Origin of the sequence: Chengkuizengella axinellae, from assembly GCF_030730905.1 — a bacterium.
GTDB classification, from domain to species: domain Bacteria; phylum Bacillota; class Bacilli; order Paenibacillales; family KCTC-33759; genus Chengkuizengella; species Chengkuizengella axinellae.
Map to the genome: position 1 here is coordinate 634,672 of NZ_JAVAMP010000001.1, position 26,543 is coordinate 661,214.

Consider the following 26,543-nt stretch of genomic DNA (forward strand, 5'->3'; position numbering starts at 1 on the left):
TATGGTTTTTTTGTAAATTTAGTTAGTGCTATCATTTACGAAATTGCTTAGGAATTTTGCGAGCTACTTTTGTATCAATGGCAGCTTTAATTACATTTTCTCTTACTTTTTCTACAACGTTCTGATTAAATACACTTGGAATGATATAAAATCTATTTCTTTCTTCATCTGTGATTACAGATGCAATGGCTTCTGCTGCTGCAAGTTTCATCTCTTCATTAATTCCAGTGGCTCTACAATCTAATGCTCCACGAAAAATACCTGGAAAAGCTAATACGTTGTTGATTTGGTTTGGATAGTCAGATCTACCTGTCGCCATAACACCTACGATGTCCTCAACTTCTTTAGGGTCGATTTCTGGAGTGGGGTTAGCCATTGCAAATACGATCGGGTCGTTGGCCATGTTTTGTACATCTTCTCTTTTTAATATTCCACCAGCTGACAAACCAATGAAAACGTCTGCATCCTGAATGACATCACATAAGTTCCCTGTTACTTTATTAGGGTTTGTATTATCTGCGTACCAATTCCACATTTCATTATCGTAAGTCTGTGTGCTAACAATCGCACCTTCACGATCAACTCCGATGACTTCTTTAACACCAGCTGCCAATAAAATTTTGCTGCATGCAATTCCTGCAGCACCAATTCCAGTAATAACTACTTTAATTTGATCGATTGGCTTATTCACTATGTTTAGTGCACTAATTAATGCTGCATATAAAACAACTGCTGTACCATGTTGATCATCATGAAAAACAGGAATGTCCAATTCTTCATTTAATCGTGATTCGATTTCAAAACAACGCGGAGAGGAAATATCCTCTAAATTAATTCCACCAAACGTAGGTGACATTGCTTTCACAATGCTAATGATTTCCTCTGTATCCTGTGTATCTAAACAAATTGGAAATGCATCAACTTCAGCTAATTGTTTGAACAACATCGCTTTACCTTCCATAACAGGCATTGCAGCTTGTGGTCCAATATTGCCTAAACCAAGTACAGCGCTTCCATCAGAAACAACAGCGACCGTATTTTTCTTTATGGTTAACGTGTGTGCTTTTTTCTCATCTTCATGAATTGCAGTACAGATACGGGCAACTTCAGGTGTATATACACGAGAAAGATCCTCACGGTTTTTAATCGGTGTTTTAGGCTGCATTTCAATTTTTCCACCTAAATGAAGTAGGAAGGTGCGATCTGAAACGTGAATTAACTTAGCCCCTTTTAGCGTTTTCACTCTATCAACAATTTCATTAATTTGAGTTGTTTCTGTGACCGTGACTGTTAAGTCACGAACTGTGAGTTGTCTATCTGTTTGAATGACATCAATGGCTATAACATCTCCACCAGATTCTGATATCGCTGAAGCAACTCTTCCAAATTTAATTTCTTCAGTATCCATTTCGATACGTAAAATAATACTTTTTCCACCTAGGTCTCTACTTGACATGATTTCCTCCTACTTCCTATCCAGTAATTTAATTTTTGAAAAACGATCCTTTTAACAAAAGTAAAAATACGTATTAATTATGAGCAATTATTAATAAATAATACGGATTATATATATTATATAACATATATAAAACCATAATATCTAGTTGTTTCATCCAAATTTCTTATAGAACAAAAATATCAAGATGAACAAAATATTTAATGGGTTAAACTAAAATTCATAAATATTGGACTCTGGTTACTTTTTTCGATATGATTAATAATTAAGGATATGTGTAGGAGGTGATCAAAAATGGATTGTATTTTTTGTAAAATCGTCGAAGGGGAGCTGCCATCAAATAAAGTTTTTGAAAGCGATCGAATAGTTGCTTTTCATAATATAAAACTTGAAGCCCCTGTACACATATTGTTTATACCTAAGAAACATGTTCCTTCGATGAACGATATTACAGCAGAAGATGCTGAAGCAATTACAGAAATTCATTTAGCATTTAAAAAAGTTGCTAAAGATTTAGGCGTTGATGAAACAGGGTATCGTATCATCAACAATTGTGGTAATGACGGGGGTCAATTAGTTCCTCACTTGCATTATCATCTCCTTGGAGGTGAAAAATTAGGGCCGTTAAATCGTACATAATTTGCTTTAACAAAAAGTGATAGGTTGACACTATCTTCTAATATAACATATAATTTTTATGATAAGCCGTTTTTAAGTTGGACGGTCTGTTTGGAGGGAGGGAAAACTGGTGTCTGAAACTAAAGTTCGCAAAAATGAATCACTAGATGCAGCACTTCGTCGTTTTAAACGTTCTATGGCTAAAGATGGAGTGATTGCTGAAATAAAAAAACGTAAACATTATGAGAAACCTAGTGTTAAACGTAAAAAGAAATCTGAGGCTGCGCGTAAGAGAAAGTTCTAGGGGGATTATTTAGATGAGTTTAATTGAAAAATTAAATGCGGATATGAAGCAAGCGATGAGAGATAAAGAAAAATTAAAGTTAACTGTTATTAGAATGATTCGTTCGGCAATTAAGGATATCGAGATTAATGAACGAAGAACACCAGATGATAACGATGCGCTTGCTGTCATAACTCGTGAATTAAAACAAAGAAAAGATTCCCTCCAAGAATTTAAAAACGCAGGCAGAGATGATCTTGTAGAAAAATTAGAAGCTGAAATAAATATCATTAATGAGTACCTTCCGCAACAGCTAAGTGAAGAAGAAATTATCGAAATTGTTCAACAGACCATCCAAGAAGTTGGGGCTTCTTCAAAAGCGGACATGGGAAAAGTGATGGGTGCGCTAATGCCTAAAGTCAAAGGTCGTGCAGATGGCAAGCTAGTAAACCAAGCTGTTCAAAAACTTCTACAATAAACATTCTAAATTGACTTTTATTTGAATAAAAGAAACTAAAGACACTTCCAGTTGGAGGTGTCTTCGTTTATATTACAAGTACCTATTGACCACTTTCGAAAAAAACGACCACTTTAGTAAACTCCGTGATTAACAAGTCTCTAACGTAGACAAACTCCAGTTGTCAGCTCATTTAGATTTTGTTTAGATTAGTGTAAAGAAAGATTCAACAACAAAAGACGTCTAGGGTACAGCTTGGGGATTTCTTTTGTTTTTTGAAACCTAACGAACTCATTTACGTATTTACTACATATCGGTTATGATGAATATGGAAAGGAGGGTTATGATGAAACGAAATTTATTTAGGGTTATTTATATAAGCGCTTTAATTTGTTTTTTGATTTCTTCTTTTATTTCATTACCTAGTAAAGCTGCAAATGATCCTACAAAAGATTTGGTTTATGTCATTCCTATTGAACAAAGCATTGAGACGGGACTACAAAAGTTTTTAGAGCGCGCATTTGAAGAAGCTTATGAAAACGGAGCTGATCATATTATCTTGAAAGTAAATACCTTTGGAGGTGTGATTACAAATGCAATAGATATCGGTGAAATGATTAGAACAAGTCCTGTGCCAACAACAGCTTATATTCAAGGGAAAGCACTTTCTGCGGGCAGTTATATCTCACTGAATGCGAATAACATTATGATGCAGCCTGGGAGCTCTATCGGTGCTGCTGCCATTGTAGATATACAAGGAAATAGGGTTGAGGATTCTAAGACAATAGCTTCATGGTCAGGTCAAATGAAAAGTGCAGCAGAACTAAATAATCGCAATCCAAATTATGCTATGGGCATGGTAGACGATAAGCTGGTAGTTGAGGTTGCTGAGATTGATCGAACCTATGGCAAAGGAGATTTGATATCGTTTACTTCTAAAGAGGCTGTACTAGCAGGATATGCTGAAGGAGAAGCTAGTAATATTGAAGAAGTCCTAATCAACCTGAATATTGAGAGCTATGAAATTGTTGAAGTTAATCAGTCCCCTGCAGAAACATTAGCTCGTTTTGTTACAAATCCAATTGTAATGAGTTTATTATTGCTTATAGGACTTGTTGGGGTTGCATTTGAAGTGTTAATGCCTGGATTTGGATTTCCTGGCATACTTGGGGTTTGTGCATTTGCATTGTATTTCTTTGGTCATTATATAGCAGGTTTTGCAACGATAGAACATGTTCTGTTATTTGCATTAGGTGTGGTATTATTACTGATAGAAATATTTGTTCCAAGTTTTGGTATTTTTGGTGTTTTGGGTATCATATCTTTAACAAGCAGCGTTATATTGGCAGCATCCAATGCAGGGAATGCCATGTTGTCCCTTCTTATTGCCTTTATTTCTGCTTGCATAGTCATCGCTATTTCGATTAAGTATTTAGGTCACAAAGGAATATGGAACCGGTTTATCCTTCGAGAATCACTTTCAAGTGAAAAAGGATTTAATTCTACAGAACTGAAAGACGATTTGCTTGGAGAAAAAGGAATAACACTAACACCCTTACGACCTTCAGGTATGGCTAGATTACAAGATGAGCGAGTAGATGTAGTGACAAGTGGGGAATTTATAGGCAGAAGTGTAGAAGTGATAGTTGTAAAAGTAGAAGGAACACGCATAGTGGTTAGAGAAGTATAAATAAACTTATTGTAAATCCCTTCACTATCTCATCCATGAGCCAGTCATGATGCACCAGTACGTGGATCGAGTTGTTGATGCTCTAATTGCTTCAAAAAGAGCAAACATGGATTTCATATTTGATAAAGCTGCAGTTATTGATTTGGCAGGAAAAGATGTGTTGGAGGAAGTACAGAAAAGTTCAAAGTGAAGGAATATGAATAACATGAAACAAGCTTATATTTGTAGTAAAGTAAAATATTCATTGTAGGAGGTTTATTGTATGGAACCAATAGTAATTTATTTAGTATTAGGTGCTTTAATTGTTATTGTACTATCGCTTTTTCTTAGTTTTGTACCCATTATGCTTTGGATATCAGCACTTGCATCAGGGGTTCGAATCGGAATTTTCACCTTAGTAGCGATGAGGTTTCGTAGGGTTATACCAAGTCGAATTGTGAATCCAATGATTAAGGCAACAAAAGCAGGATTAGGTTTATCCATTGATCAGTTGGAAAGTCATTATTTAGCAGGGGGTAACGTAGACCGAGTTGTAAATGCGTTAATCGCAGCACAAAGAGCCAATATTGATTTAGTATTTGAAAGAGCAGCAGCTATTGATTTAGCAGGACGAGATGTGCTGACAGCAGTTCAGATGAGTGTTAATCCAAAGGTAATCGAAACTCCGATTGTCGCAGCAGTTGCTAAAGATGGTATTGAGGTTAAAGTTAGAGCACGTGTAACAGTAAGAGCTAACATTGATCGATTAGTTGGTGGTGCAGGTGAAGAAACAATTATCGCCAGAGTTGGTGAAGGGATTGTTACAACAGTAGGTTCTGCTGGATCTCATAAAGATACTCTGGAAAATCCAGATACGATATCAAGGTTAGTTTTAGAAAAAGGTTTAGATTCTGGTACTGCTTTTGAAATTTTATCTATTGATATCGCTGATGTGGATGTAGGTAAAAATATTGGTGCAAACCTTCAGACAGAACAGGCAGAAGCAGATAAACAAATCGCACAAGCCAAAGCTGAAGAGCGCCGTGCAATGGCTGTAGCAACAGAACAAGAAATGAAAGCGAAAGTAGAGGAAATGAGAGCGAAAGTAGTTGAAGCCGAATCTAAAGTACCTCTTGCAATGGCAGACGCATTAAGAGAAGGAAAACTTGGTGTAATGGATTATATGAATTTGAAAAATATAGATGCTGATACAAACATGCGTGAATCTTTTGGCAAATCTACTGATCCTGATCAAACGGAGTGATGAAACATGGAGTTATTCATTTCCATCATAGCATTTTTTGTTATTAGTTCCCTTTTTAATCATTTTAAAAAGCAGGCGCAATCAAATAGAATGCCTTCATTTGATGGTTCAGACCATGATGATGAGCCGCTTGAGATGGATAAAACTCGAGCAGCAGAGAAGACTGTTATTATTGAGCAAAGAGAGCGACCACGCTCTTTTAATACAGTAGAGCGAGATGCAGCAAAAAATGTATTAGATTATCAAACTTCGAGAAGTGGATTTTCAGATGTAAATACCGATAAAACAAGCAATATAACTACAAAGAAGCAAAAAACTACAGAGGATCATCGTATGAATCCTAATCAAGCTATACAAGGGATGATGTGGTCTGAGGTATTTGGCCCGCCAAGAGCTAAAAAACCTTATAGATACCCACAAAAGTGAAGTGAAGCTATGTAGCATAGACCTATAAGAAACCTTCTATGATAGTCCCAGTTCAAGAAACAATAAAAAAATAGAGGAGGCTGGGACATAAGTTGAAATCTAGCTGGTTTTTGTACAATAAGCATAATTAAAACCGCATGAAATCAAGGTTTATAAATTTGATTTCATGCGGTTTATTCATTTTTGCTGGGTTTTGTCCCAGCCTCTCTATTTTTTTTTATAACTTGTGAACGGTTAAGTTTACAAATTCAATGTTTCACATAAATAACATTGTACCCCTTAAAATACCCACAAAAGTGACCCTAAGCTTCCAAAGTTTATGCTACAAGAATAAACTGCTGCATCAATGTAACACCTCTATTCTCACACTCACTGAAAACAAGATTCTCTATATCTTATGTCATAAAACTTCATTTCATATCATATCGATTTGTATATGGTTATAGTTGTGTGCTGACCCTTTTAAAGGAGGGGCTTTATGAGCCGCATTAAAAAAAAGCTGCGAAAATTCACAGCAAACGTTCTTGATTTGCCAAAAGACGTCATTTTTGATTTGCCCAGGATAACAATGATCGGAAACATGCAGTTGTATGTGGAAAATCATAGAGGTGTCGTTCAATTTACAACAGATAAATTAACGTTGAAGTTGAGTGTCGGCCATTTAGAAATAATAGGTAAAGATCTTGTGATTAGAGCAATTTTATCAGAGGAAGTATTCATTGAAGGTGTTGTAGAAGATGTGAAATACATTCAGAAGGATGTATAGTTTATTAGGGGGGAGAACGGTGCGGTACCAACTTATTACGTATTTAAGAGGTCATGTTAAACTTAAAGTAAGAGGAGAAACGATTGAAAGTCTTTTAAATGAACTAATTCAATTTAAAATAAAAATTTGGAATGTAAAAAGATTATCAGAAGGTATGCTTGAGTTTCACATCCATCTTAACGATTTTTTCAAACTTCGTCCGCTTTTAAAAAAGACAGGCTGTAGAATGACAGTTGTAAAACGATATGGAGCTCCGTTTTTTCTGAACAAGATCATGAAGAGACAATTTTTCATTTCAGGTATAGCTCTGTTTTTAGCAGGAATTTTCATATTATCTACTTTGATATGGAATGTAGAGGTTATTGGGAATGAAAGATTAACATCTGAGGATATTTTGGAGGAAGCCGAAGACTTAGGTCTTTATAAATATCAATTTAAATTTAAAATGGACAACTTGGATTTAATTGCAAAGGAATTGACAAAAAGATTGCCTGAAACCAGCTGGGTTGGAGTTGAATTGAAGGGTACCAAAATTCAAATTAAAGTAGTGGAATCAACGATACCCGAGGAAGAGCCCTTATACAATCCAAGAAACTTAATCTCTACTTCTGATGCAATTATTACAAAGATATTTGCCGAACAAGGAAATCCTATGGTAAAAGTAAATCATCGTGTAAAAAAAGGAGATATCCTTATCTCAGGGGTATTAGGAGATGAGGAAAATCAAGAAATTGTAGTTGCTAAAGGAGAGGTTAAAGGTCTTGTATGGTATGAATATAATTTGAAAATTCCTCTAAAACAAGAAGTGAAGATCTATACTGGAAACGTAAAGGACAGAAAATATTTGGTGCTCGGAAATCGAGCCATTAAAATAAACGGTTTTGGGGATTTGGAATTTAGCAGTTTTGAGAACCAACTGTCTAGGCACATGCTTAGTTGGAGGGAATATCCTTTACATATCGGCTGGATAGATGAAAAGGTGCTGGAATCTAATTTAATGGAAAGAAATCTGAGTATTGAGGAAGCAAAAGCTGTTGGTATACAGCAAGCAAAGTCAGATATTCTTTTTAATACAGGAATCGAAACTGCAATTGTAGAGGAAAATATAATCGAAGCTGATGAAAAAGATGGGATGATTTATATGCAAATCCTGTTTGAAGTAGAACAGAATATTACAACAGAACAACCTATTACTGAATTTAATGAAATATTTTAGAAGATATTGTTGCATTCTTCTACAGTTATCAGATACACTTGGACATATAGGGATTTAAGAATTTAATTTACATTTACATCAATAGTTGACTTCATGAAACAATCATGAAACAACCTATAGGTATTGAGACATTTAACAATTACTTAAGGAGTATGAGGTATTTGATTGAACATAAAAATAAAGAAACCATAACATTGCGAGATACTGCTGAAGGGTTATCATTGTTTGGACCCCACGATAAGTTTTTGAAAATCATAGAACAACATAGTGATTCCAAAATTTTTTCAAGGGAAGCAGAGATTGTTATTGAAGGAAATGCTGATGAAGTTGCATATTTGAAGCACTTGTTTGTGGTTCTGCTTGAATTAATCCGAGGTGGATATACTCTTTCTGAGAGAGATGTATTGTATGCGCTTGAATTAGCCAAAAAATTCCAAGCAGATCAGCTGCTTGAGTTATATAAAAGTGAGGTTACAACAACTTTTAAGGGGAAACCCATTCATATTAAGACCATTGGACAAAATCATTACGTATCTGCGATTAAAAAGAAGGATATCGTTTTTGGTATCGGTCCAGCTGGTACTGGAAAAACTTATCTTGCAGTTGCTTTAGCGGTTAAAGCTTTAAAAATTGGTGATGTGAAAAGAATTATACTCACCCGCCCTGCTGTAGAAGCCGGTGAGAGTTTGGGTTTTTTACCAGGGGATCTTCAAGAAAAGGTGGACCCATATTTAAGACCTTTATACGATGCGCTGCATGATATTTTAGGCGCAGATCAAGTTGCGAAAGCATTGGAACGAGGCATTATTGAAATCGCTCCATTAGCATATATGAGAGGGCGTACATTAGATGATTCATTCATCATATTGGATGAGGCTCAAAATACAACTCCTGAACAAATGAAAATGTTTTTAACCAGACTTGGATTTGGTTCCAAAATGGTGATTACAGGGGATAGAACTCAAATTGATTTACCAAGAGGAAAAAATTCTGGCTTAATTGAAGCAGAGAACATATTAAGCAACATTGAGGAAATTGGAATGATTCACTTTAATGAACAAGATGTTATTCGCCATTCCTTAGTACAGCAAATTATTGTAGCCTATCAAGACTATACGAATAAGGAATAAGAGGGGCTGAACATTTCATGATTTTTACAAAATCCAGTGATAAAAAACAAGCCTTTATCAACGGTTGGAAGCAGAGTAAACTTGTGAGGTTATTTCTTTACCTCACTTTAGTATTAGTTTTCTTTTTTTCAGTCTTTCAACATTTGATTGTACCGAATAATAATTCGGGAGTTGCTGATAATGAGAAGGAGTCCATTCAAGATACACCTGTTTATGTTCAGCATTCTATTCATTCATTGGATTTTTTAGATCGTATTTTTGATAAACTAGAACAAATTAATATTGACGCTAGCTTAACAGATGAAGTAAAAACGGAAATATATAGTGTGTATTTCTCACAAGAATATGATGCTTTTGTTGAGGATAATGTTAAGTTGTTAATGGAATCTGAGGAATCTGAAGATTCTTTTAACGTATCTTTAATACAGGAAATAGAAAAGCAGTATATAGATCAGCAATACACTTTTCCTGTTGAAGCCTTTTTTAAACTCCCTCGTTTATCTCAAGCCGAAGTGATCAAGATGAGGCCGGTTGCAGAAAGTATTGTGTCTAATTTAATGAAAGAGCAGATTGAGGATGCAAGTGTCATTCGTGGAAAAGTGGCTGAAATGGTCAATGCATCAAATTTAAGCGACGATGATTCTAGAATACTTGTTACTGAAATTGTAAGATATAGTATTTTTCCTAATTATTTTTATGATGCTGTAGCAACTCAAGATGCTATGTCTGCCACTGATACTGCAGAAACAAACTATTGGCAGATTGTCGGGTTGTCTATCTTAGTCATTTTATTTACTGCATTTCTGTATATGTATATAAGACAGAGCAAATTGCAGCTTCATAATAATAATGTGCAATTGTTGATGTTGGTCTTTATATTTATCATAAATATTTTAGGAATGAAGATTGTTGCTTTAGGACAAAGTCTTGATTATCCATACCTAGGATTTTTAGCGCCAGTAGCAATGGGGAGTATGTTAATTGCTATTTTGCTGGATTACAAACTTGCATTTATTAGTTCTATTTTGTTCAGCTTATTAGCCAGCATCATTTTTAATTTTGAAAATCCAGATGTACTATTTGATTACAGATATGGTTTAGTTGCATCGGTAATTAGTTTTACATCTATTTTTGCAGTCCATAAAGCCAGTCAGAGATCTAGTATATTGAAGGCAGGCATATTTATTGCCTTAGTGGAATGTTTAAGCATTGCTTCTATATTTTTGCTTACAGATGAGAATAATATTACAACCTTTGTGTTATCTATGACCTTTGCTCTTATGAATGGTTTGTTAACAGCAGTATTTGTCATAGGCATACTTCCATTTTTTGAAGTCTCTTTTGGAATACTTTCTTCTGTCAAATTAGTGGAATTGTCTAATCCTAATCACCCAATGTTGAGAAAGCTGTTGACTGAAACACCTGGTACATATCACCATAGTGTGATGGTTGCTAATCTGTCAGAAGCGGCTGCAGAATCGATTGGAGCAAATGGTTTATTGTGTAGAGTGGGTTCGTTCTATCATGATGTTGGGAAAACGAAACGTCCAAATTATTTTATTGAAAATCAAATTAATAGTGAAAATCCACATGATACGATTGATCCGGATTTAAGCAAATCGATTATTATAGCTCACGCAAGAGATGGGGTTGAAATGTTAAAAGAACATAAAATGCCTAAACCTATTTGTGATATTGCTGAACAGCATCATGGAACAACTTTACTTAAGTATTTTTATCATAAAGCGAAAAAACAACAGGAATTGTCTGGAGAGTTTGAGGAAGAAATTCAAGAATCAGATTTTCGATATCCTGGACCAAAAGCACAATTTAAAGAAGCAGCAATCGTAGGTTTATGTGATTGTGTTGAGGCAGCGGTTCGATCATTGTCAAACCCTACAATGGATCAAATCAACACGATGGTAGATAAGATTATAAAAGATCGTTTAGAAGACCAGCAGCTTAATGAATGTGACCTAACACTCAAAGAAATTGATACAATAGCTAAAACATTAAAAGAAACTTTATTAGGTATTTTTCATTCAAGGATTGAATATCCTGAATTGCCAAGTCGAGACAATGATAAAAAAGGAGTCACTAAAGATGAAGCTACAGTTAGCATGTAGTAATGAGCAGAACGAAATTGAAATATCGGATAAGTGGGTGGAAGAACTAGAAACAATACTGCAGATAGCAGGGAGTTTGGAAAACATTTCATCTGGCGAAGTGACACTTACTTTCGTTGATGATCAAACGATCCATCAATTAAATAAGGATTATCGGAACATCGATCGACCTACTGATGTGCTTTCCTTTGCTATGCAGGAGTCTTCCAATGAGGAGACGGAGATTTTTTTTGACGAGGATATGGATATAGATGAGATTAGTAATGATATGCTGGGAGATATTATTATCTCCGTATCAACAGCGAAAAAACAAAGCAAAGAGTATGAACACTCCTTGCAAAGAGAGATCGGTTTTTTGTTTGTGCATGGATTTCTTCATTTAATTGGATACGATCATCAGGATGAACAATCTGAAAAAGAGATGTTTGATAAACAAGAAGCTATTTTGCAAGAAGCAGGATTAACAAGATGACTCGATGGTTCCAAAGCTTTAGATATGCTTATGAAGGTTTGGTATATGCGTATTCAACTCAAAAAAATATGAGGTTTCATTTTTTTGCGGGTGTGATCGCACTCATGCTAGCCCTTTATTTTGAATTGTCATATTTGGAAGTATTATTTATTTGTTTAGTGACTTGTTTAGTGATTGTGATGGAATTACTCAATACAGCCATTGAGAAAACCATTGATTTAACGACTCAAGAAGTACATCCACTGGCTAAAATAGCTAAAGATGTTGCCGCAGCTGCTGTTCTAGTAACTGCGGTTTTTGCTGTGATTGTTGGCATTGTTATTTTTTATCATCCAATTCGTTTATGGATAGCTGGAGAATTTGTGAAACCTCATGAGCTCTCCGTTATAAGAATCATAGTTGTGCTTAATTTAGTGTTTTTATGTATAATGATTATTCAACATTCTATTCTTAAAAAAATAAAGGTTATTGAAATCAACATCATATCAGCATTAAATGCTTCTGCACTTACGTTTGTTATACTCACTGACGTGACAAGCATTCAAATCTTATTGACATGTTTTATATCTGTACTGGTCGCAATTGGATTGATAGGTCAAAAAAAGGTTAAACTTAACTCTATTTTGCTTGGTAGTTTTTTCGGTATGGTAATGACAATGTTTATTTATTTTTTAGTATAGGGTAAAGTAAAGAGAAGGTAGTTTATTTAAGGAGGAGAAGGTTTGGACAAGCAAACATTAATAAATAAAGCTATAGAAGCAATGAATAGTGCCTATGCACCATATTCTAATTTTAAAGTTGGCGCAGCATTACTGAGTGAAGATGGAGAAATACATATAGGCTGTAATGTAGAAAATGCTGCATATGGTCCAACGAACTGTGCTGAGAGAACGGCTATGTTTCGTGCTATTGCAGATGGATATAAACCAAAATCGTTTAAAGCAATTGCAGTTGCAGGGGATACTGAAAATCCAATCAGTCCGTGTGGTGTATGCAGACAAGTATTGGTAGAATTATGCTCTGAACAAATGCCAGTTATATTAGTGAATTTAAAAGGTGATCAAACAGAAACGACTGTTGCAGAATTACTGCCAGGCGCATTTCATTTATAGAGGTATTTAGGAGGAATTAGTAATCATTATGAGTAAATCATATAAGTCGGGGTTTGTATCCATCATTGGTCGACCTAACGTAGGTAAATCTACATTTTTAAACCAAGTGATTGGACAGAAAATTGCCATCATGTCAGACAAACCTCAAACAACAAGAAATAAAATACATGGTGTATATACAAAAGATGATACACAAATCGTTTTTATGGATACGCCCGGAATTCATAAACCTAAGTCTAAATTAGGAAGGTTCATGCTAAGTATTGTAGAAAATGCATTAAGTGAAGTGGATGTCATTTTATTTGTGGTCGATGTAGAGCAAGGAATTGGAAAAGGGGATCGTTTTATTATAGAACAACTAAAATCGGTCAGAACTCCTGTCATTTTAGTGTTGAATAAAATTGATCTTGTGCATCCTGAGCAATTGCTTCCCATCATTACTACATATAAAGATCTATATGAATTTTCAGAAATTGTTCCAATATCAGCAAAGATGGGGAATAATATTCAACCCCTCTTAGATCAAATTCGTAAAAATTTACCTGATGGTCCTCAATATTATCCTGAAGACCAAGTGACTGACCATCCCGAGCAGTTTATTTGTGCAGAATTAATACGCGAAAAATTGTTGGAGGTTACACGTGAGGAAGTCCCTCATTCTATAGCGGTTCAAATTGAGCAAATGAAACAAGATGATAATGGGGTTGTGCATATTTCTGCATTAATTTATGTTGAAAGAAAATCTCAAAAAGGGATCATTATTGGTAAGCATGGTTCTGTTTTGAAAGAGATAGGAAGAAAATCCAGACAGGATATGCAGAGATTGTTAGGTTCAAAAATTTTTCTAGAGCTTTGGGTAAAAGTTAAAAAAGACTGGCGCAACCAAGATATCGTACTTAAGGATTTAGGCTTTCATCACGAATAATTTTTAATGGAGTCGAGCGTTTTACACTTATCACCCATGAATATTTTTACTGGTATGAATTACTTCGGATATTCTGTTCATAAATGTTTAAGCTAATAAAGACATCAATCATTTTACGACATAGCCACTGAAAGGAATGACTGCCATGCGAGATTTTTCGTGGAAGTATTTTATTAACACTGGAGATGTCGACGCTTATTTATTATACAAGCAAATCAATGAACAAGATGAAGAAGAACTAGAGCAGGAAGACATACCCGAGGAAGATGGAGTGATTAATTAGGGAAGAGGAAAGAAGGATGTTGTATAAGGTAGATGGTATTGTCATCCGTACGATCGATTATGGTGAAGGCAACAAAATTATTGTAATATATACAAAAGAAATGGGGAAAGTGAGTGTTATGGCTAGAGGGGCGAAGAAGCTAAAGAGTCGCCTTTCTAGCGTCACTCAATTATTTACTTATGCACAGTATACATATTATAAAACTGGGAAAATGGGTACATTAAACGATGTCGAAACATTAAAATCCTTTCATGAATTGAATTTAGATATATTCAAATCTACTTATGCTTCTTATCTTGTTGAATTAGTTGATCGAATGTTGGAGGAACAAGAAGGTAGTGCTTATATTTTTGAACAATTGGTAGCCTCTTTAGAATTTATTCAAGATGATAAAGACCCCCAAATCATTACACATATATTTGAATTAAAAATGCTTGAACTGGCTGGTTATTACCCAGTATTAACAGAATGTATCTCATGTGGATCAGATTTAAACAACAGCACGTTCATATCAGCTTCTTTAGGAGGTACACTATGTAACAAGTGCAGTTCTAAAGAGCAATATGTTAAAAAAATAAATGCCCGAGCTTTAAAACTATTGCAAGTGTTTCAACAAATGGATATCAGAAGATTAGGAAAAATAAATATATCCGATCCAATCAAGAATGAAATCAAAATGATTATGAGGGAATTTATGGATGCACATGTGAATATTAATTTTAAATCTCGGTATGTGTTGGATCAAATTTTAAATTATCATCAAAAGTAAATATGGATTTTCAGCATGATTTGAATTTGACATTTTAATAACATCATAATATACTAATGTTTAAACTGTTTTTCATTTAAAGATACAGAGAAGGAAAAGAGTAACCTATTAATGTCTTGAATAGCGAGTCAGGGATGGTGGGAGCCTGATCAAACATATTTGGTGAACGGCATTCTGGAGTATCTAATTTATAAAGCGGATAATTGAGGCTGTTATCTTCATTATCAAATAGGGTGGAACCGCGGGTAAACATCTCGTCCCTATGTCATTCATTGACATAGGGACTTTTTATTGCCTCAAAAAGTGATAGTCGGCTAAGTAGTTAGTCTACTAAATATAAGGAGAGTGATTTTGTGAATTTTCAAAATATGATTTTAACCTTGCAGCAATTTTGGTCAGAGCAAAATTGCATTATCGTTCAACCGTATGATGTTGAAACAGGCGCAGGGACATTAAATCCAATGACGTTTTTACGCAGCATTGGTCCTGAGCCATGGAATGTTGCTTATGTAGAGCCTTCTAGAAGACCGGCGGACGGTAGGTATGGTGAGAACCCGAATCGTTTATATCAGCATCATCAATTTCAAGTTATATTAAAACCATCTCCAGACAATATTCAAGAAATTTATTTAGAAAGCTTAAAACAGTTAGGAATTCATGCTGAAGACCATGACATTCGTTTTGTAGAGGATAATTGGGAACATCCTGCTTTAGGTGCTTGGGGATTAGGTTGGGAAGTATGGTTAGATGGTATGGAAATTACTCAATTCACGTATTTCCAACAAGTTGGAGGAATTGACACGAATCCTGTAGCTGTGGAGATTACATATGGTTTGGAACGATTAGCTTCATATATTCAAGATAAAGAAAATGTTTTTGATTTGGAATGGGTTGAAGGAGTTAAGTATCGAGATGTATTCCATCAACCAGAGTATGAGCATTCAAAATATACTTTTGAAATTTCAGATACAAAAATGCTGTTTACACTTTTTAATATGTATGAAGAAGAAGCAAAGAAAATATTAGAACAAAATTTGGTTTTTCCTGCATATGATTATGTTTTAAAATGTTCACATACCTTTAATCTATTGGATGCAAGGGGAGCCATCAGTGTAACAGAGCGTACTGGTTATATCACAAGAGTTCGAAATCTTTCAAGATTATGTGCTTCAACTTATTTACAAGAAAGAGAACGTTTGGGATTTCCACTTCTAGAAGGTAAAGGAGGGAGTAACAATGAATAAAGATATATTGATCGAAATTGGAATGGAAGAAATACCTTCCAGATTTATTCGTGATGCTGCCAATTTATTAGAAAAGAAAATAAGTGAATGGTTATCAGATTCCCGTATACATTTTTCTGGAACAAAAGTATTTGCTACTCCTCGCAGATTAGCTGTAGTTGTAAATGAAGTATCAACAAAACAACCTGACTTAAGAAGTGAAGTGAAAGGCCCATCCAAAAAAATTGCTCTAAATGAACAAGAGGAATGGAGTAAAGCAGCTTTAGGATTTGCTCGTAGTCAAGGGGTAGAACCATCTGATTTGTTTTTTAAAGAGTTAAAGGGAATTGAATATGTACATGCTGTGAAAAATGAGATCGGTATTGAAACAAAAAGCATTCTTTCAGATGGGATTAGTAAAATTATTACTTCAATGGTTTATCCTAAAAATATGAGATGGGGCAAACATGATTTGAAATATGTTCGTCCAATACGCTGGCTTGTTGCATTGTATGATGAGGTAATCATTCCTTTAGAAATTACGGGTGTCCATTCAGGAAGAACTTCAAGGGGACATCGTTTCCTAGGAAAAGAAGTAGATATTCAACATCCTTCTACTTATGTATCTCAATTGAAGGAATCATTTGTCTTTGTAGATATAGAAGAGAGAAAACAGCTCATTCATAATCAAATTAATACGTTGGCGAAGGATAAAAATTGGGTTGTATCAATCAAAGATGATTTATTAGAGGAAGTGCTTTTTCTTGTTGAATATCCAACAGCACTTTATGGCTCATTTCAATCTGAGTTTCTGGAAATTCCACAAGAAGTATTAATTACTTCTATGAGAGAACACCAACGATACTTTCCTGTTTTTGATCATGAAAGTAATTTGTTACCTCATTTTATCACGGTACGAAATGGGGACAAAAAATCTTTAGATGTAGTAGCAAGAGGGAATGAAAAAGTACTTAAAGCAAGGTTAGCTGATGCAAGATTTTTCTATCAAGAGGATCAGAATTTACCAATAGATAAAGCATTAGCTAAACTTGAAAAAATCGTATATCATGAAGAACTTGGTACTGTAGGAGATAAAGTGCGAAGAATTCGCACGATATCTGATCAAATCGCTAAGTTTTTATCAGTTGATGAAAAAGTACAGAGACAAGTTACAAGAGCATCAATGATATGTAAGTTTGATTTGGTAACGCAGATGGTTTATGAATTCCCAGAATTACAAGGAGTTATGGGAGAGGATTATGCACTTAAGGCCGGAGAAGACCCTGTTGTGTCAAGTGCTATCTCTCAGCATTATCAACCGCGTTTTTCTGGAGATAGTTCTCCTGAATCCATTGTTGGTGCTATTGTGAGTATAGCCGATAAATTGGACAGCATTGTAGGATGTTTTTCTATTGGAATTGTACCTACAGGTTCACAAGATCCTTATGCTTTGCGAAGAAGTGCTGCGGGGATAGTACAAATCGTATTGGATCAAAAACTTAATGTCAATTTAACTGATTTATTTGATATTTGTTTTGCAGTGTATGAGGAAAGTAATTTGTTAAAAACTGAGATGGACGATCTTAGAGAGAAATGTTTCGACTTTTTTTCATTAAGAGTTAAAAATGTACTTACGGATATGAACATTAGATATGACGTGATAGATGCTGTAATGGCAACGAATATTAACGATATTTCTTCTGTTGTACGTAGAGGAAAGGCTGTAATGCAGTTTGTTGAACAATCGGATGTAAAAATTACATTAGAATCATTTAACCGTGTAAATAATTTAGCATCGAAAGCAGAAAATAAAAAAATAGAGGAAGCCTATTTTGAAGAAAATGTTGAACATGATCTGTATCAGAAATGGAATCAACTTCATTCTTCATTTACTAAGAAATTAGAAACCTCTTTAGAACTAGAAGCTCTTGAGATGTTAAAACAATTGCAAATTCCAATCACATCGTTTTTTGATAAAGTAATGGTTATGAGTGAAAATGAAAATTTAAGAAGAAATCGTTTGGCATTATTAGCAAATATATCGGAAGATATAACTAAAATCGCTGATTTTCAAAAAATAGTAATTTAGTGTAATGGATTACATTGTTTGTTAGCAGTTGCAGGATTTTTATGTTTAAGTATCGTATATAATAATTTAAGCTACTCTAAATAGAAAATGGTGATAACAATTCATAATATTCGTATGATTGTTGATGCTGATGCATGTCCCGTTAAAAGTGAAATTGTACTGCTCGGTAAACAATTTCAAATTCAAGTTGTGATGGTAGCGTCCTTTGATCACTCTTTAAAAAATGAAGACGGTGTAGTAAACATTCAAGTAGACCGATCTGATCAGTCAGCAGATTTGTATATTTCCAATCATATTTCTGCTGGTGATATTTTAATTACGCATGATTTTGGATTAGCTTCTATATGTTTAGGTAAGAGTGTAAAAGTGATATCACCGCGCGGTAAGTTTTATAATGAGCAATCTATTGATTTTTTGCTGGAAAACCGTCATGAAAGTGCAAAAAAGAGAAGAAGTGGACATTTTACCAAAGGTCCAAAACCATTTTCAAAAGAGGATCGTAATAATTTTCTACAAACAATGACAAATTTTTTAAAACAATTGCAGGATATTGAATGAAAATAGCGAAATATAAATTGTTAATAGCAGATGAAGGTGGTTAAGTGTCAAATATTGGTGTTCCAGACGAGGTCATCGAAACGGTTTTAAAACAAAATGACATTATTGATATTATCAGTAAATATGTACATTTATCAAAACAAGGAAAAAATCTAAAAGGTCTTTGTCCGTTTCATTCTGAAAAAACTCCTTCATTTACAGTATCGCCCGATAAACAAATCTTCAATTGCTTTGGTTGTGGAATTGGTGGTAATGTTATTAAATTTATGATGGAAATAGAAAACTACTCATTTCCAGAAGCAGTACAACAGCTAGCTGAAGATGCTGATATTCCTTTTCATTGGCATGGGGGTCATAATGAAAATCCAGAACAGCAGAAAGAAAAGTCTGATCTATTAAAAGCGCACGAGTTATCTGGAACTTTTTTTCATTATATATTAAAAAATACAGTACATGGAAAAGATGCTGTTCAGTATTTGGAAAAAAGGGGTTTCTCAATGAAGTTAATAAATCAATTTCAGATCGGATATATCCCCGCAATGAGAAACACGTTATCAGACTTTTTGCATAAAAGAGATTTTTCACTTCCTCTAATGGAAGAGGGTGGACTACTTTCTAAATCTGATCGGCAGCAGTACGTAGACCGATTTAGAGATCGCATCATGTTTCCAATAACGAATGCCAGAGGGAATATAATTGCTTTTGCAGGCAGAATTTTGGGTGATGGTCAGCCAAAATATTTAAACTCACCCGAAACCATTCTGTTTAATAAGAGTAAAACATTGTATAACTTTTATCAGGCAAAAAAAGAAATCAGAAAGACCGGGCGCATCGTTCTTTTTGAAGGGTATGTTGATGTAATCAAGGCTTGGGATGCAGGAGTTTTAAATGGGATAGCAACAATGGGAACTGCTGTCACTGAAGAACATGCAACCACTTTAAAGCGATATGCTGATCAAATTATTTTATGTTTTGATGGGGATGAAGCGGGTCAAACAGCTGCCATAAAAAATCTTTCTATTTTAGAAAAAATGAAATTTCAAGTTTATGTTGCTATGCTGCCAGACCTTATGGATCCTGATGATTACATTATGACACATGGATCTGATCGTTTTAAAAGAGAGGTTATAGAAAATGCAGTATCTGCTACAAAATATAAAATATTGTACTTGCGAAAAAACTTTAAGTTAAATGATGACAATGAGCGACTGCGCTACATTCGATCAGCGTTAAAAATCATTGCCCAGCTAGATTCACCAACCGAAAGAGAACATTACATTAAAGAGATGTCTAGTGACTTCGATTATTCCTTTGAAACATTAAAACAAGAAATGTTTGAGATCAAACAGGAATTAGAAAAAAAACTTGGCAAAGGGGATAATAACGAAAAACGGTGGAATAATGTAATGAATGGAAGTGGCAAGGAAGTTGCCCCTTCACTATTACCAGCTTATCATAATGCTGAAAAGAATTTACTAGCTATTATGATGTATAACCGGCAAATTACAACTTATGTTGAAAAAGAGATTGGTGATCAGTTTAATGTAGAGATTCATGGTGCAATAGCAGCTTATTTATACGCCTTTTTTGCTCAACATGAAAAACCTGATATAAGTAAATTTTTGGCCATGCTACGAAATGATGAGCTAGAGAATGTGGCTAGTTCAATTTCACTCATCGGTGACCATCACGCTACAAATTCTAAAGTTATTGATGATTACATTAAACAAATCAAGAAATTTTCTCAGCAGCATATTATAAAACAAAAGAGATTAGAAAGAGATCAAGCAGAACGTGCAGGAGATTATATACGGGCTGCAGAAATAGGAAAAGAGATTATAACCCTAGAGAGAAACCAAAAGTAAATTACTTATAGATATCAATCTAGGGAGGAGGGAGTTGGATCAAATGACGAACGATCAACGAACTCAAATTGACGAGACTGAATTAAGCTTGGATCAAGTAAAAGAACAGTTAATTGATTTGGGTAAAAAACGTTCATCACTTACTTATAAAGTTATAATGGAGAAATTATCTCCTTTTGATCAAGAACCAGAACAAATTGATGATTTTTTTGAACACTTGTCTGAACTAGGGATAGAGATTGCAAATGAAGCAGATGTGAATGTACCTATAGCGTCTGAAGTAAATCAAACAGAAGATTTTACATTAGATGACGACTTATCATTACCACCAGGAATTAAAATTAATGATCCCGTTCGCATGTATTTAAAGGAAATTGGGCGTGTGCAATTATTATCGGCTGAGGAAGAAGTCAATTTAGCCATAAGAATTGAAGAAGGTGATGAAGAAGCTAAAAAGAGATTAGCTGAAGCAAATCTTCGTCTGGTTGTAAGTATAGCTAAAAGATATGTTGGACGTGGTATGTTATTCCTTGATTTAATTCAAGAAGGAAATATGGGTCTGATTAAAGCAGTAGAAAAATTTGATCATACAAAAGGTTATAAATTTAGTACTTATGCAACTTGGTGGATTCGTCAAGCGATTACTCGTGCCATTGCAGACCAAGCTAGAACCATTCGAATTCCTGTACATATGGTTGAAACCATTAATAAGTTGATTCGAGTTTCTCGTCAACTGCTACAAGACTTGGGACGTGAGCCTGCACCGGAAGAAATTGCAGAAGAAATGGAATTAAGCACAGATAAAGTTCGTGAAATTATGAAAATTGCTCAAGAGCCGGTTTCATTAGAAACACCAATTGGGGAAGAGGATGATTCACACTTAGGTGATTTTATTGAGGATCAAGAGGCTTTAGCACCTTCTGATGCTGCAGCTTATGAATTGCTTAAAGAGCAGTTAGAAGATGTCCTTGATACTTTAACCGAACGTGAAGAAAATGTACTACGTTTAAGATTTGGTTTGGATGATGGACGTACGAGAACTTTAGAAGAAGTAGGGAAAGTATTCGGAGTTACCCGTGAGCGTATTAGACAAATTGAAGCAAAAGCGTTAAGAAAACTGAGACATCCAAGCCGAAGTAAAAGATTAAAAGATTTTCTTGAATAATATTTTTTTGGTTCATTTGAAGACCTTTCTGCTTGCAGTGGGGTCTTTTGTTTTTATTTGATGGGTCCATAGCTCTACATAATAGTTGTTATTTTTTTCAATATTGTGGATTTTCTGTTTAAGTCATATTTAGTTTAACTCTTTTCCATTTTTAATGCAAATTTTAAAAAATGTTTTTTTCTAACATTAGACAACATCTTCTAGGACTTCAATAGGAGTCTTTGAACTAAGGTGATGGATTACAAAGAAGAATAATAATTGGAGTTGTTATAATAATGGTAATCATATCTAAAAGGCTGAAAACGATAGCAGAAAAAGTTTTGCCTAATAGTAAACTCGCAGATATAGGTTCAGACCATGCTTTATTACCTACTTATTTAGCACAGAAAGATCGAATCAAACATGCAGTTGCTGGTGAGGTCAATCAAGGACCTTATGAAGCGGCCAAAAAGCAAGTAGAAGGTGCAAATCTTCAAAGCGTGATTCAGGTCAGGCTTGGAAATGGTCTAGAGGTTATTAAACAAAATGAAATTGATACAATCGTAATTGCAGGAATGGGGGGAGGATTGATAACTAATATCCTAGATCAACCCTTTGATTATACCTGTGTAAGCCGTTTAATACTTCAACCAAATATGGCAGAGGATAAAGTAAGGCAATGGTGTTTAGATCATCATTGGAAACTAGCTGAAGAGGAAATATTGGAGGAAGATGGAAAAATTTATGAAATTATTGTAGCTGATCGAAGTGGAAATGCTGATGAGGAGAATGAACATTTATTTTCTGAAGAAGATATTTTATCGGAGTGTCAAACAAAAGTTACAACTAAGCTAAAAATAATGATGGGTCCTTATTTATTAAGTAACGCTTCTTCTATTTTCGTGAAAAAGTGGAATAGAGAAATCGATAAGAGAGAAAAAGTCATTCAACAATTATCCCAGTCTCATTTAGATGAGGCAGCAAAGAAGAAAAAAGAATTTATAACTGAAGTAAATCAATTAAAGGAGGTAATCAAATGTCTGCAAACGGACAAACCATCATTCAGCTCTTAGAGCAGTGGACTCCTAAATATTACGCAGTTCCTGATGATAAAATTGGATTACAGTTAGGGACACTAAATAAAAAAATTGACAATGTTATGGTTACACTAGATGTAACTGAACAAGTAGTAGATGAGGCGATTGAAAATGATGTTGGGTTGATTATTGCACATCACCCGATCATATTTAGACCATTAAAACATATTAGAACAGACTTTTCGGCAGGTAGGATATATGAGAAGTGTATTAAACACGATATTGCTGTTTATATTGCTCATACGAATCTGGATGTTGCTGAAGGTGGCATAAATGATATGATGGCCAATGCATTAGGATTAAAAGACCTTTCACCACTTGAAGAAGTGCATACAGAAAAATTAAATAAACTTGTAGTTTTTGTTCCTGAGGAAGCCCACAATAATGTATTAAAATCTATCTTTGCAGCTGGTGCGGGCTGGATTGGTGATTATAGTCATTGCAGCTTTAATATTAAAGGGGAAGGTACTTTTTTGCCCCATGTTGATACTGATCCATATATAGGTGAACAAGGTAAACTAACTAAAGTAAATGAAATTCGAATAGAAACAATAGTACCTCAAAGTATCCAGAGGAAAGTCATTCAAGCCATGTTGAAGGCTCACCCATACGAAGAGGTTGCTTATGATTTATATCCTATGGATTTGAAAGGGAAAAGTTTTGGGTTAGGTAGAGTTGGACGTTTACCTAGAATAAAAACGCTTGAGGAGCTTTCAGAGTTAGTTAAATTAAATTATGATGTGACTATGGTAAAAACAGTTGGGATTTTAAATAAACCTATTCATAAGGTGGCTGTTCTTGGTGGATCTGGCAGCAGATATGTTCAGCAGGCGAAATACGCTGGAGCAGACGTTTTAATTACAGGAGATATAGACTTTCATACAGCTCAAGATGCTTTAGCGGATGGGATGTCCATAATAGATCCGGGACATCACGCTGAAAAGATCATGATTAAACACGTTGCTGGATATTTGCAAAAGGAGTTTGATTCCAAAAATATAGGAACTAATGTTCTGGAATCAAATATAAACACGGATCCGTTTACTTTTTTATAACGCGAGAATACATAAAAGTAAGCTACACTTAGTAAATGTGAATTTTTTCTTGAATTTCTAAAATTAAGTGCTTGTTATTTATGAATTCAATCTGTTATACTATTCTTCGTGACGGAAAGTTTGACGAACAATCGCTGGAGATTATATCTCGAGAGGAAAGTCCGGGCTCCACAGGGCAGGGTGCTGGATAACGTCCAGTCAGCGCGAGTTGAAGGATAGTGCCACAGAAATGGACCGCCGATGGCATACCTATGTATGCACAGGTAAGGGTGGAACCGTGGTGTAAGAGACCACGAGGATTTATGGTGACATATTTCCTGGTAAACCCCACTTGGAGCAAGACCTAATGAAACGCAGTGATGACTATCACAACCTTAGCCCGAGGTGCGTTTAGGTTGGTCGCTTGAGCTGTATAGTAATATACAGCCTAGATAGATGATTGTTACTTCATTGGTGGGAGGGGTGACACCCGTTAATACCACTGGAAGGTACAGAACCCGGCTTATGGCAAACTTTCTAAATAATAGGTCGTTAAAAGGGAGTGGAATGTTCCACTCCTTTTATTTTGAATATAGGGAATTACATGTCGCTTTCGTGGCATAAAAATCAATCACATAATCAATCACATATTCACCCTTTACTCCACAGTTGAGGGATTTTTATTAGGAGTTAGTGATTCAATCAATCTTTGAAACCAAGATTTATTTTCCTTTGATTTTGTAGCTTGATTTCCACTTGCATTTTGTAATGCTCTTTCAACTTGAATCATTCCAAATCCATAATAGTTATCTTTCCCTGCATCCCCTAAATCAACAGATGTATTTCGTATAATATCCAAAACCTCTACATTTTTCAATGAAGGGTTTAAAGAACGAATCATTGCAGCTAGAGCTGAAACATGTGGGCTAGCCATAGAAGTACCAGATAGTGCAGCATATTGACCATCAGGGTAAGTGCTTGCAATATTCACTCCAGGTGCCATTACATCAAGATAATCACCATAATTAGAGAAATCTGCTTTATTTGATGATTCATCTGTCGCTGAAACCGCTAGCACTTCAGGGTATGCTGCAGGATAACCAGGTTGATCTGTGTTGTCATTTCCTGTAGCAGCAATTAAAACTACATCTTTGTCATAGGCATATTTTATCGCATCATGAAGGAATTGTGTCTCAGCATAATTTCCTAAGCTCATATTAATCACTTTTGCCCCATTATCCGTCGCCCATATCACACCCTGTGCAACTGCATAGGTGCTTCCTGCACCTGTTGAATCAAGAACTTTGATGGGCATGATTTTATTGTACCAACTCATTCCTGCAATACCTTCTGAATTATCTACTGACGCAGAGATAATGCCTGCTACATGTGTTCCATGTCCTACATCATCTAAGGGCTGCTCATCTTCATTTACAAAATTAGCCCCTTCCACAAGTTGACCTTTTAAGTCAAGATGACTCAAATCTACTCCCGTATCAATAACTGCTACTGTTACGTTTTGACTGCCTTTGCTTAAGTCCCATCCTTGCAAAGTATTAATCATGGGGAGGTTCCATTGATAAGGATTGAATAATATATCATTAGGTTCATATTCAACTGCTTCGTTTGTCATATATAAATAATGGGGTTCTGTATATTCAATATCCCATCTATTAAAATAACTCATCATTTGCTCGGCATCCATTGTATCAGAGCTAAATACATAGGTATATCCCAGCTTCTTCATAGAAGTTGCTCTAATATCAGATTGAATTTGCTGTAAATCAACTTCTGAAGGGTCATTGTTAAATTTAACTACAATTTCTTTCAAGTGATAATGGCTTGTTCCTACATTTTGTTCTGGATGATCTACTTTTACATCTTGTAATGTTTCAGAATCCACTGACTTAACGCCATATCTTTTATCACTTGGATATGGCACAATTCTTAAATTTTTCTTTTGTTCGACAGCTACTTGATTTAACAGATCTTGTTTAATTAAACCAATTAATGAAAATGTTTTGTTTTCTGAAGGTACTCCCAAAATAAAATATTGGTCTTTATTATATTGAAAAGTTTCTGATTGATAAATTTTATTTTGTTTTAAAATTTCATTGCCTTCGCTCTTTAAATACTCCTGTACTTTCGTTGTTAAATTTTGATCTTTATTTCCTACTGATATCGCTTGATTTGTATCATTTAGGTTAGTCCACATTACTTGAACTACATTTTTATGATTTTTTTTCATTTGAGACAAAATTGACTTTTTATCATCTGAATTATTTAATTCATTTAAAGCTTTGTTGAAATGTCTAGTACACTGGATTCTACAAAGATCATTTGAAATATTCACATCTTGCTTCATCACAGATTCTTTCACTTTTATTTCTGTATTTTGATCTGTATAAATACGTGTATTTTTTTCATCTTTTTTTTGATCTCCTTGTGGAATTACAATTAGAGCAAAAGCTGTAACTACAACGAGAGGAAGTGCAATTTTATAAAATTTCATCTAAAACCCTCCTAAAACATATTGAAAGTTCATTCGTGTAGGTATAGAA

The 26,543-nt window shown here is 34.8% G+C and carries 25 protein-coding genes, 1 other RNA gene, 1 pseudogene and 1 other annotated feature; of the genes and pseudogenes, 25 read left to right on the forward strand and 2 right to left on the reverse strand.

Annotation, left to right across the window (positions count from 1 at the left end):
* Window positions 1-31: 31 nt before the first annotated feature.
* Window positions 32-1,456 (reverse strand): NAD-dependent malic enzyme, encoded by a 1,425-nt coding sequence (locus Q5Y73_RS03120; protein WP_305990378.1) that lies wholly within the window; start codon window positions 1,454-1,456, stop codon window positions 32-34.
* 294 nt (window positions 1,457-1,750) lie between these two features.
* Between Q5Y73_RS03120 and Q5Y73_RS03125 the strand changes: the two genes are divergently transcribed.
* The 25 genes and pseudogenes from Q5Y73_RS03125 to rnpB all read left to right on the forward strand — a co-directional run bounded on the left by Q5Y73_RS03125 (window position 1,751) and on the right by rnpB (window position 24,523).
* The gene (locus Q5Y73_RS03125; protein ID WP_305990379.1) at window positions 1,751-2,095 is read left to right on the forward strand and encodes a histidine triad nucleotide-binding protein; all 345 of its coding nucleotides are present in this window, start codon (window positions 1,751-1,753) and stop codon (window positions 2,093-2,095) included.
* Window positions 2,096-2,204: 109 nt separating this feature from the next.
* Entirely contained in the window at window positions 2,205-2,378 is a 174-nt protein-coding gene (gene rpsU, locus Q5Y73_RS03130; protein ID WP_160646171.1) for a 30S ribosomal protein S21, read from the forward strand.
* A gap of 13 nt (window positions 2,379-2,391) precedes the next feature.
* Window positions 2,392-2,835, forward strand: a complete 444-nt coding sequence (locus Q5Y73_RS03135; protein WP_305990380.1) for a GatB/YqeY domain-containing protein — start codon at window positions 2,392-2,394, stop codon at window positions 2,833-2,835.
* Window positions 2,836-3,160: 325 nt separating this feature from the next.
* Window positions 3,161-4,504, forward strand: coding sequence for an NfeD family protein (locus Q5Y73_RS03140; RefSeq protein WP_305990381.1), 1,344 nt, complete (start codon window positions 3,161-3,163; stop codon window positions 4,502-4,504).
* 61 nt (window positions 4,505-4,565) lie between these two features.
* Window positions 4,566-4,685, forward strand: a pseudogene (locus Q5Y73_RS03145) (flotillin-like FloA family protein); the annotation flags it as partial.
* Between the two features lie 81 nt (window positions 4,686-4,766).
* Window positions 4,767-5,747, forward strand: coding sequence for a flotillin-like protein FloA (gene floA, locus Q5Y73_RS03150; RefSeq protein WP_305990382.1), 981 nt, complete (start codon window positions 4,767-4,769; stop codon window positions 5,745-5,747).
* Window positions 5,748-5,753: 6 nt separating this feature from the next.
* On the forward strand, window positions 5,754-6,173 hold the full coding sequence (locus Q5Y73_RS03155; RefSeq protein WP_305990383.1) for a YqfB family membrane protein: 420 nt from the start codon (window positions 5,754-5,756) through the stop codon (window positions 6,171-6,173).
* Between the two features lie 478 nt (window positions 6,174-6,651).
* Window positions 6,652-6,939 carry a sporulation protein YqfC gene (gene yqfC, locus Q5Y73_RS03160; RefSeq protein WP_305990384.1) on the forward strand — a complete coding sequence of 96 codons (288 nt, stop codon included), beginning with the start codon at window positions 6,652-6,654 and terminating at the stop codon, window positions 6,937-6,939.
* A gap of 19 nt (window positions 6,940-6,958) precedes the next feature.
* A complete protein-coding gene (gene yqfD, locus Q5Y73_RS03165) occupies window positions 6,959-8,155 on the forward strand; it encodes a sporulation protein YqfD (RefSeq protein WP_305990385.1) in 1,197 nt (398 codons plus the stop codon).
* A 161-nt stretch (window positions 8,156-8,316) separates the two neighbouring features.
* The gene (locus Q5Y73_RS03170) at window positions 8,317-9,285 is read left to right on the forward strand and encodes a PhoH family protein (protein WP_305990386.1); all 969 of its coding nucleotides are present in this window, start codon (window positions 8,317-8,319) and stop codon (window positions 9,283-9,285) included.
* Between the two features lie 17 nt (window positions 9,286-9,302).
* On the forward strand, window positions 9,303-11,411 hold the full coding sequence (locus Q5Y73_RS03175) for an HD family phosphohydrolase (RefSeq protein ID WP_305990387.1): 2,109 nt from the start codon (window positions 9,303-9,305) through the stop codon (window positions 11,409-11,411).
* Window positions 11,389-11,883: an rRNA maturation RNase YbeY gene (gene ybeY / locus Q5Y73_RS03180; protein WP_305990388.1), complete on the forward strand. Its 495-nt coding sequence runs from the start codon at window positions 11,389-11,391 to the stop codon at window positions 11,881-11,883. Before Q5Y73_RS03175 ends, ybeY begins: the two co-directional genes overlap by 23 nt.
* Window positions 11,880-12,563: a diacylglycerol kinase family protein gene (locus Q5Y73_RS03185; RefSeq protein ID WP_305990389.1), complete on the forward strand. Its 684-nt coding sequence runs from the start codon at window positions 11,880-11,882 to the stop codon at window positions 12,561-12,563. Before ybeY ends, Q5Y73_RS03185 begins: the two co-directional genes overlap by 4 nt.
* Window positions 12,564-12,605: 42 nt before the next feature.
* The gene (locus tag Q5Y73_RS03190; protein WP_305990390.1) at window positions 12,606-12,995 is read left to right on the forward strand and encodes a cytidine deaminase; all 390 of its coding nucleotides are present in this window, start codon (window positions 12,606-12,608) and stop codon (window positions 12,993-12,995) included.
* Window positions 12,996-13,023: 28 nt separating this feature from the next.
* A complete protein-coding gene (gene era, locus Q5Y73_RS03195; protein ID WP_371320133.1) occupies window positions 13,024-13,920 on the forward strand; it encodes a GTPase Era in 897 nt (298 codons plus the stop codon).
* 145 nt (window positions 13,921-14,065) lie between these two features.
* Window positions 14,066-14,203: a YqzL family protein gene (locus Q5Y73_RS03200; RefSeq protein ID WP_305990391.1), complete on the forward strand. Its 138-nt coding sequence runs from the start codon at window positions 14,066-14,068 to the stop codon at window positions 14,201-14,203.
* A 16-nt stretch (window positions 14,204-14,219) separates the two neighbouring features.
* Window positions 14,220-14,972, forward strand: coding sequence for a DNA repair protein RecO (gene recO, locus Q5Y73_RS03205; RefSeq protein WP_305990392.1), 753 nt, complete (start codon window positions 14,220-14,222; stop codon window positions 14,970-14,972).
* 78 nt (window positions 14,973-15,050) lie between these two features.
* Window positions 15,051-15,237: a binding site (T-box leader), on the forward strand.
* Window positions 15,238-15,325: 88 nt separating this feature from the next.
* Entirely contained in the window at window positions 15,326-16,216 is an 891-nt protein-coding gene (gene glyQ, locus Q5Y73_RS03210) for a glycine--tRNA ligase subunit alpha (protein ID WP_305990393.1), read from the forward strand.
* Entirely contained in the window at window positions 16,209-18,284 is a 2,076-nt protein-coding gene (gene glyS, locus Q5Y73_RS03215; RefSeq protein WP_305990394.1) for a glycine--tRNA ligase subunit beta, read from the forward strand. Before glyQ ends, glyS begins: the two co-directional genes overlap by 8 nt.
* Before the next feature lie 87 nt (window positions 18,285-18,371).
* Window positions 18,372-18,842 (forward strand): YaiI/YqxD family protein, encoded by a 471-nt coding sequence (locus Q5Y73_RS03220; protein ID WP_371320134.1) that lies wholly within the window; start codon window positions 18,372-18,374, stop codon window positions 18,840-18,842.
* A gap of 44 nt (window positions 18,843-18,886) precedes the next feature.
* Window positions 18,887-20,707 (forward strand): DNA primase, encoded by a 1,821-nt coding sequence (gene dnaG, locus Q5Y73_RS03225; RefSeq protein WP_305990395.1) that lies wholly within the window; start codon window positions 18,887-18,889, stop codon window positions 20,705-20,707.
* Between the two features lie 43 nt (window positions 20,708-20,750).
* Window positions 20,751-21,872, forward strand: a complete 1,122-nt coding sequence (rpoD, locus tag Q5Y73_RS03230; RefSeq protein ID WP_305990396.1) for an RNA polymerase sigma factor RpoD — start codon at window positions 20,751-20,753, stop codon at window positions 21,870-21,872.
* Between the two features lie 275 nt (window positions 21,873-22,147).
* Complete coding sequence (locus Q5Y73_RS03235; RefSeq protein ID WP_305990397.1) at window positions 22,148-22,924, forward strand: tRNA (adenine(22)-N(1))-methyltransferase; 777 nt, start codon at window positions 22,148-22,150, stop codon at window positions 22,922-22,924.
* Window positions 22,888-24,003 (forward strand): Nif3-like dinuclear metal center hexameric protein, encoded by a 1,116-nt coding sequence (locus tag Q5Y73_RS03240; protein WP_305990398.1) that lies wholly within the window; start codon window positions 22,888-22,890, stop codon window positions 24,001-24,003. The genes Q5Y73_RS03235 and Q5Y73_RS03240 overlap by 37 nt, the downstream gene beginning before the upstream one ends.
* Before the next feature lie 115 nt (window positions 24,004-24,118).
* Window positions 24,119-24,523, forward strand: an RNA gene (gene rnpB / locus Q5Y73_RS03245) — RNase P RNA component class A.
* 117 nt (window positions 24,524-24,640) lie between these two features.
* Here rnpB and Q5Y73_RS03250 read toward each other — a convergent pair.
* Complete coding sequence (locus Q5Y73_RS03250) at window positions 24,641-26,494, reverse strand: S8 family peptidase (RefSeq protein ID WP_305990399.1); 1,854 nt, start codon at window positions 26,492-26,494, stop codon at window positions 24,641-24,643.
* Between the last annotated feature and the right edge of the window lie 49 nt (window positions 26,495-26,543).

Coding starts and splice junctions, on each gene's coding strand:
- Q5Y73_RS03140 (WP_305990381.1), top strand. CDS start 3,161: ATGAAACGAAATTTATTTAGGGTTATTTATATAAGCGCTTTAATTTGT.
- yqfC (WP_305990384.1), top strand. CDS start 6,652: ATGAGCCGCATTAAAAAAAAGCTGCGAAAATTCACAGCAAACGTTCTT.
- Q5Y73_RS03220 (WP_371320134.1), top strand. CDS start 18,372: ATGGTGATAACAATTCATAATATTCGTATGATTGTTGATGCTGATGCA.
- glyS (WP_305990394.1), top strand. CDS start 16,209: ATGAATAAAGATATATTGATCGAAATTGGAATGGAAGAAATACCTTCC.
- Q5Y73_RS03240 (WP_305990398.1), top strand. CDS start 22,888: ATGTCTGCAAACGGACAAACCATCATTCAGCTCTTAGAGCAGTGGACT.
- era (WP_371320133.1), top strand. CDS start 13,024: ATGAGTAAATCATATAAGTCGGGGTTTGTATCCATCATTGGTCGACCT.
- recO (WP_305990392.1), top strand. CDS start 14,220: ATGTTGTATAAGGTAGATGGTATTGTCATCCGTACGATCGATTATGGT.
- Q5Y73_RS03120 (WP_305990378.1), bottom strand. CDS start 1,456: ATGTCAAGTAGAGACCTAGGTGGAAAAAGTATTATTTTACGTATCGAA.
- rpoD (WP_305990396.1), top strand. CDS start 20,751: ATGACGAACGATCAACGAACTCAAATTGACGAGACTGAATTAAGCTTG.
- Q5Y73_RS03200 (WP_305990391.1), top strand. CDS start 14,066: ATGCGAGATTTTTCGTGGAAGTATTTTATTAACACTGGAGATGTCGAC.
- Q5Y73_RS03155 (WP_305990383.1), top strand. CDS start 5,754: ATGGAGTTATTCATTTCCATCATAGCATTTTTTGTTATTAGTTCCCTT.
- Q5Y73_RS03125 (WP_305990379.1), top strand. CDS start 1,751: ATGGATTGTATTTTTTGTAAAATCGTCGAAGGGGAGCTGCCATCAAAT.
- Q5Y73_RS03250 (WP_305990399.1), bottom strand. CDS start 26,494: ATGAAATTTTATAAAATTGCACTTCCTCTCGTTGTAGTTACAGCTTTT.
- floA (WP_305990382.1), top strand. CDS start 4,767: ATGGAACCAATAGTAATTTATTTAGTATTAGGTGCTTTAATTGTTATT.
- Q5Y73_RS03135 (WP_305990380.1), top strand. CDS start 2,392: ATGAGTTTAATTGAAAAATTAAATGCGGATATGAAGCAAGCGATGAGA.
- Q5Y73_RS03235 (WP_305990397.1), top strand. CDS start 22,148: ATGGTAATCATATCTAAAAGGCTGAAAACGATAGCAGAAAAAGTTTTG.
- Q5Y73_RS03175 (WP_305990387.1), top strand. CDS start 9,303: ATGATTTTTACAAAATCCAGTGATAAAAAACAAGCCTTTATCAACGGT.
- ybeY (WP_305990388.1), top strand. CDS start 11,389: ATGAAGCTACAGTTAGCATGTAGTAATGAGCAGAACGAAATTGAAATA.
- Q5Y73_RS03185 (WP_305990389.1), top strand. CDS start 11,880: ATGACTCGATGGTTCCAAAGCTTTAGATATGCTTATGAAGGTTTGGTA.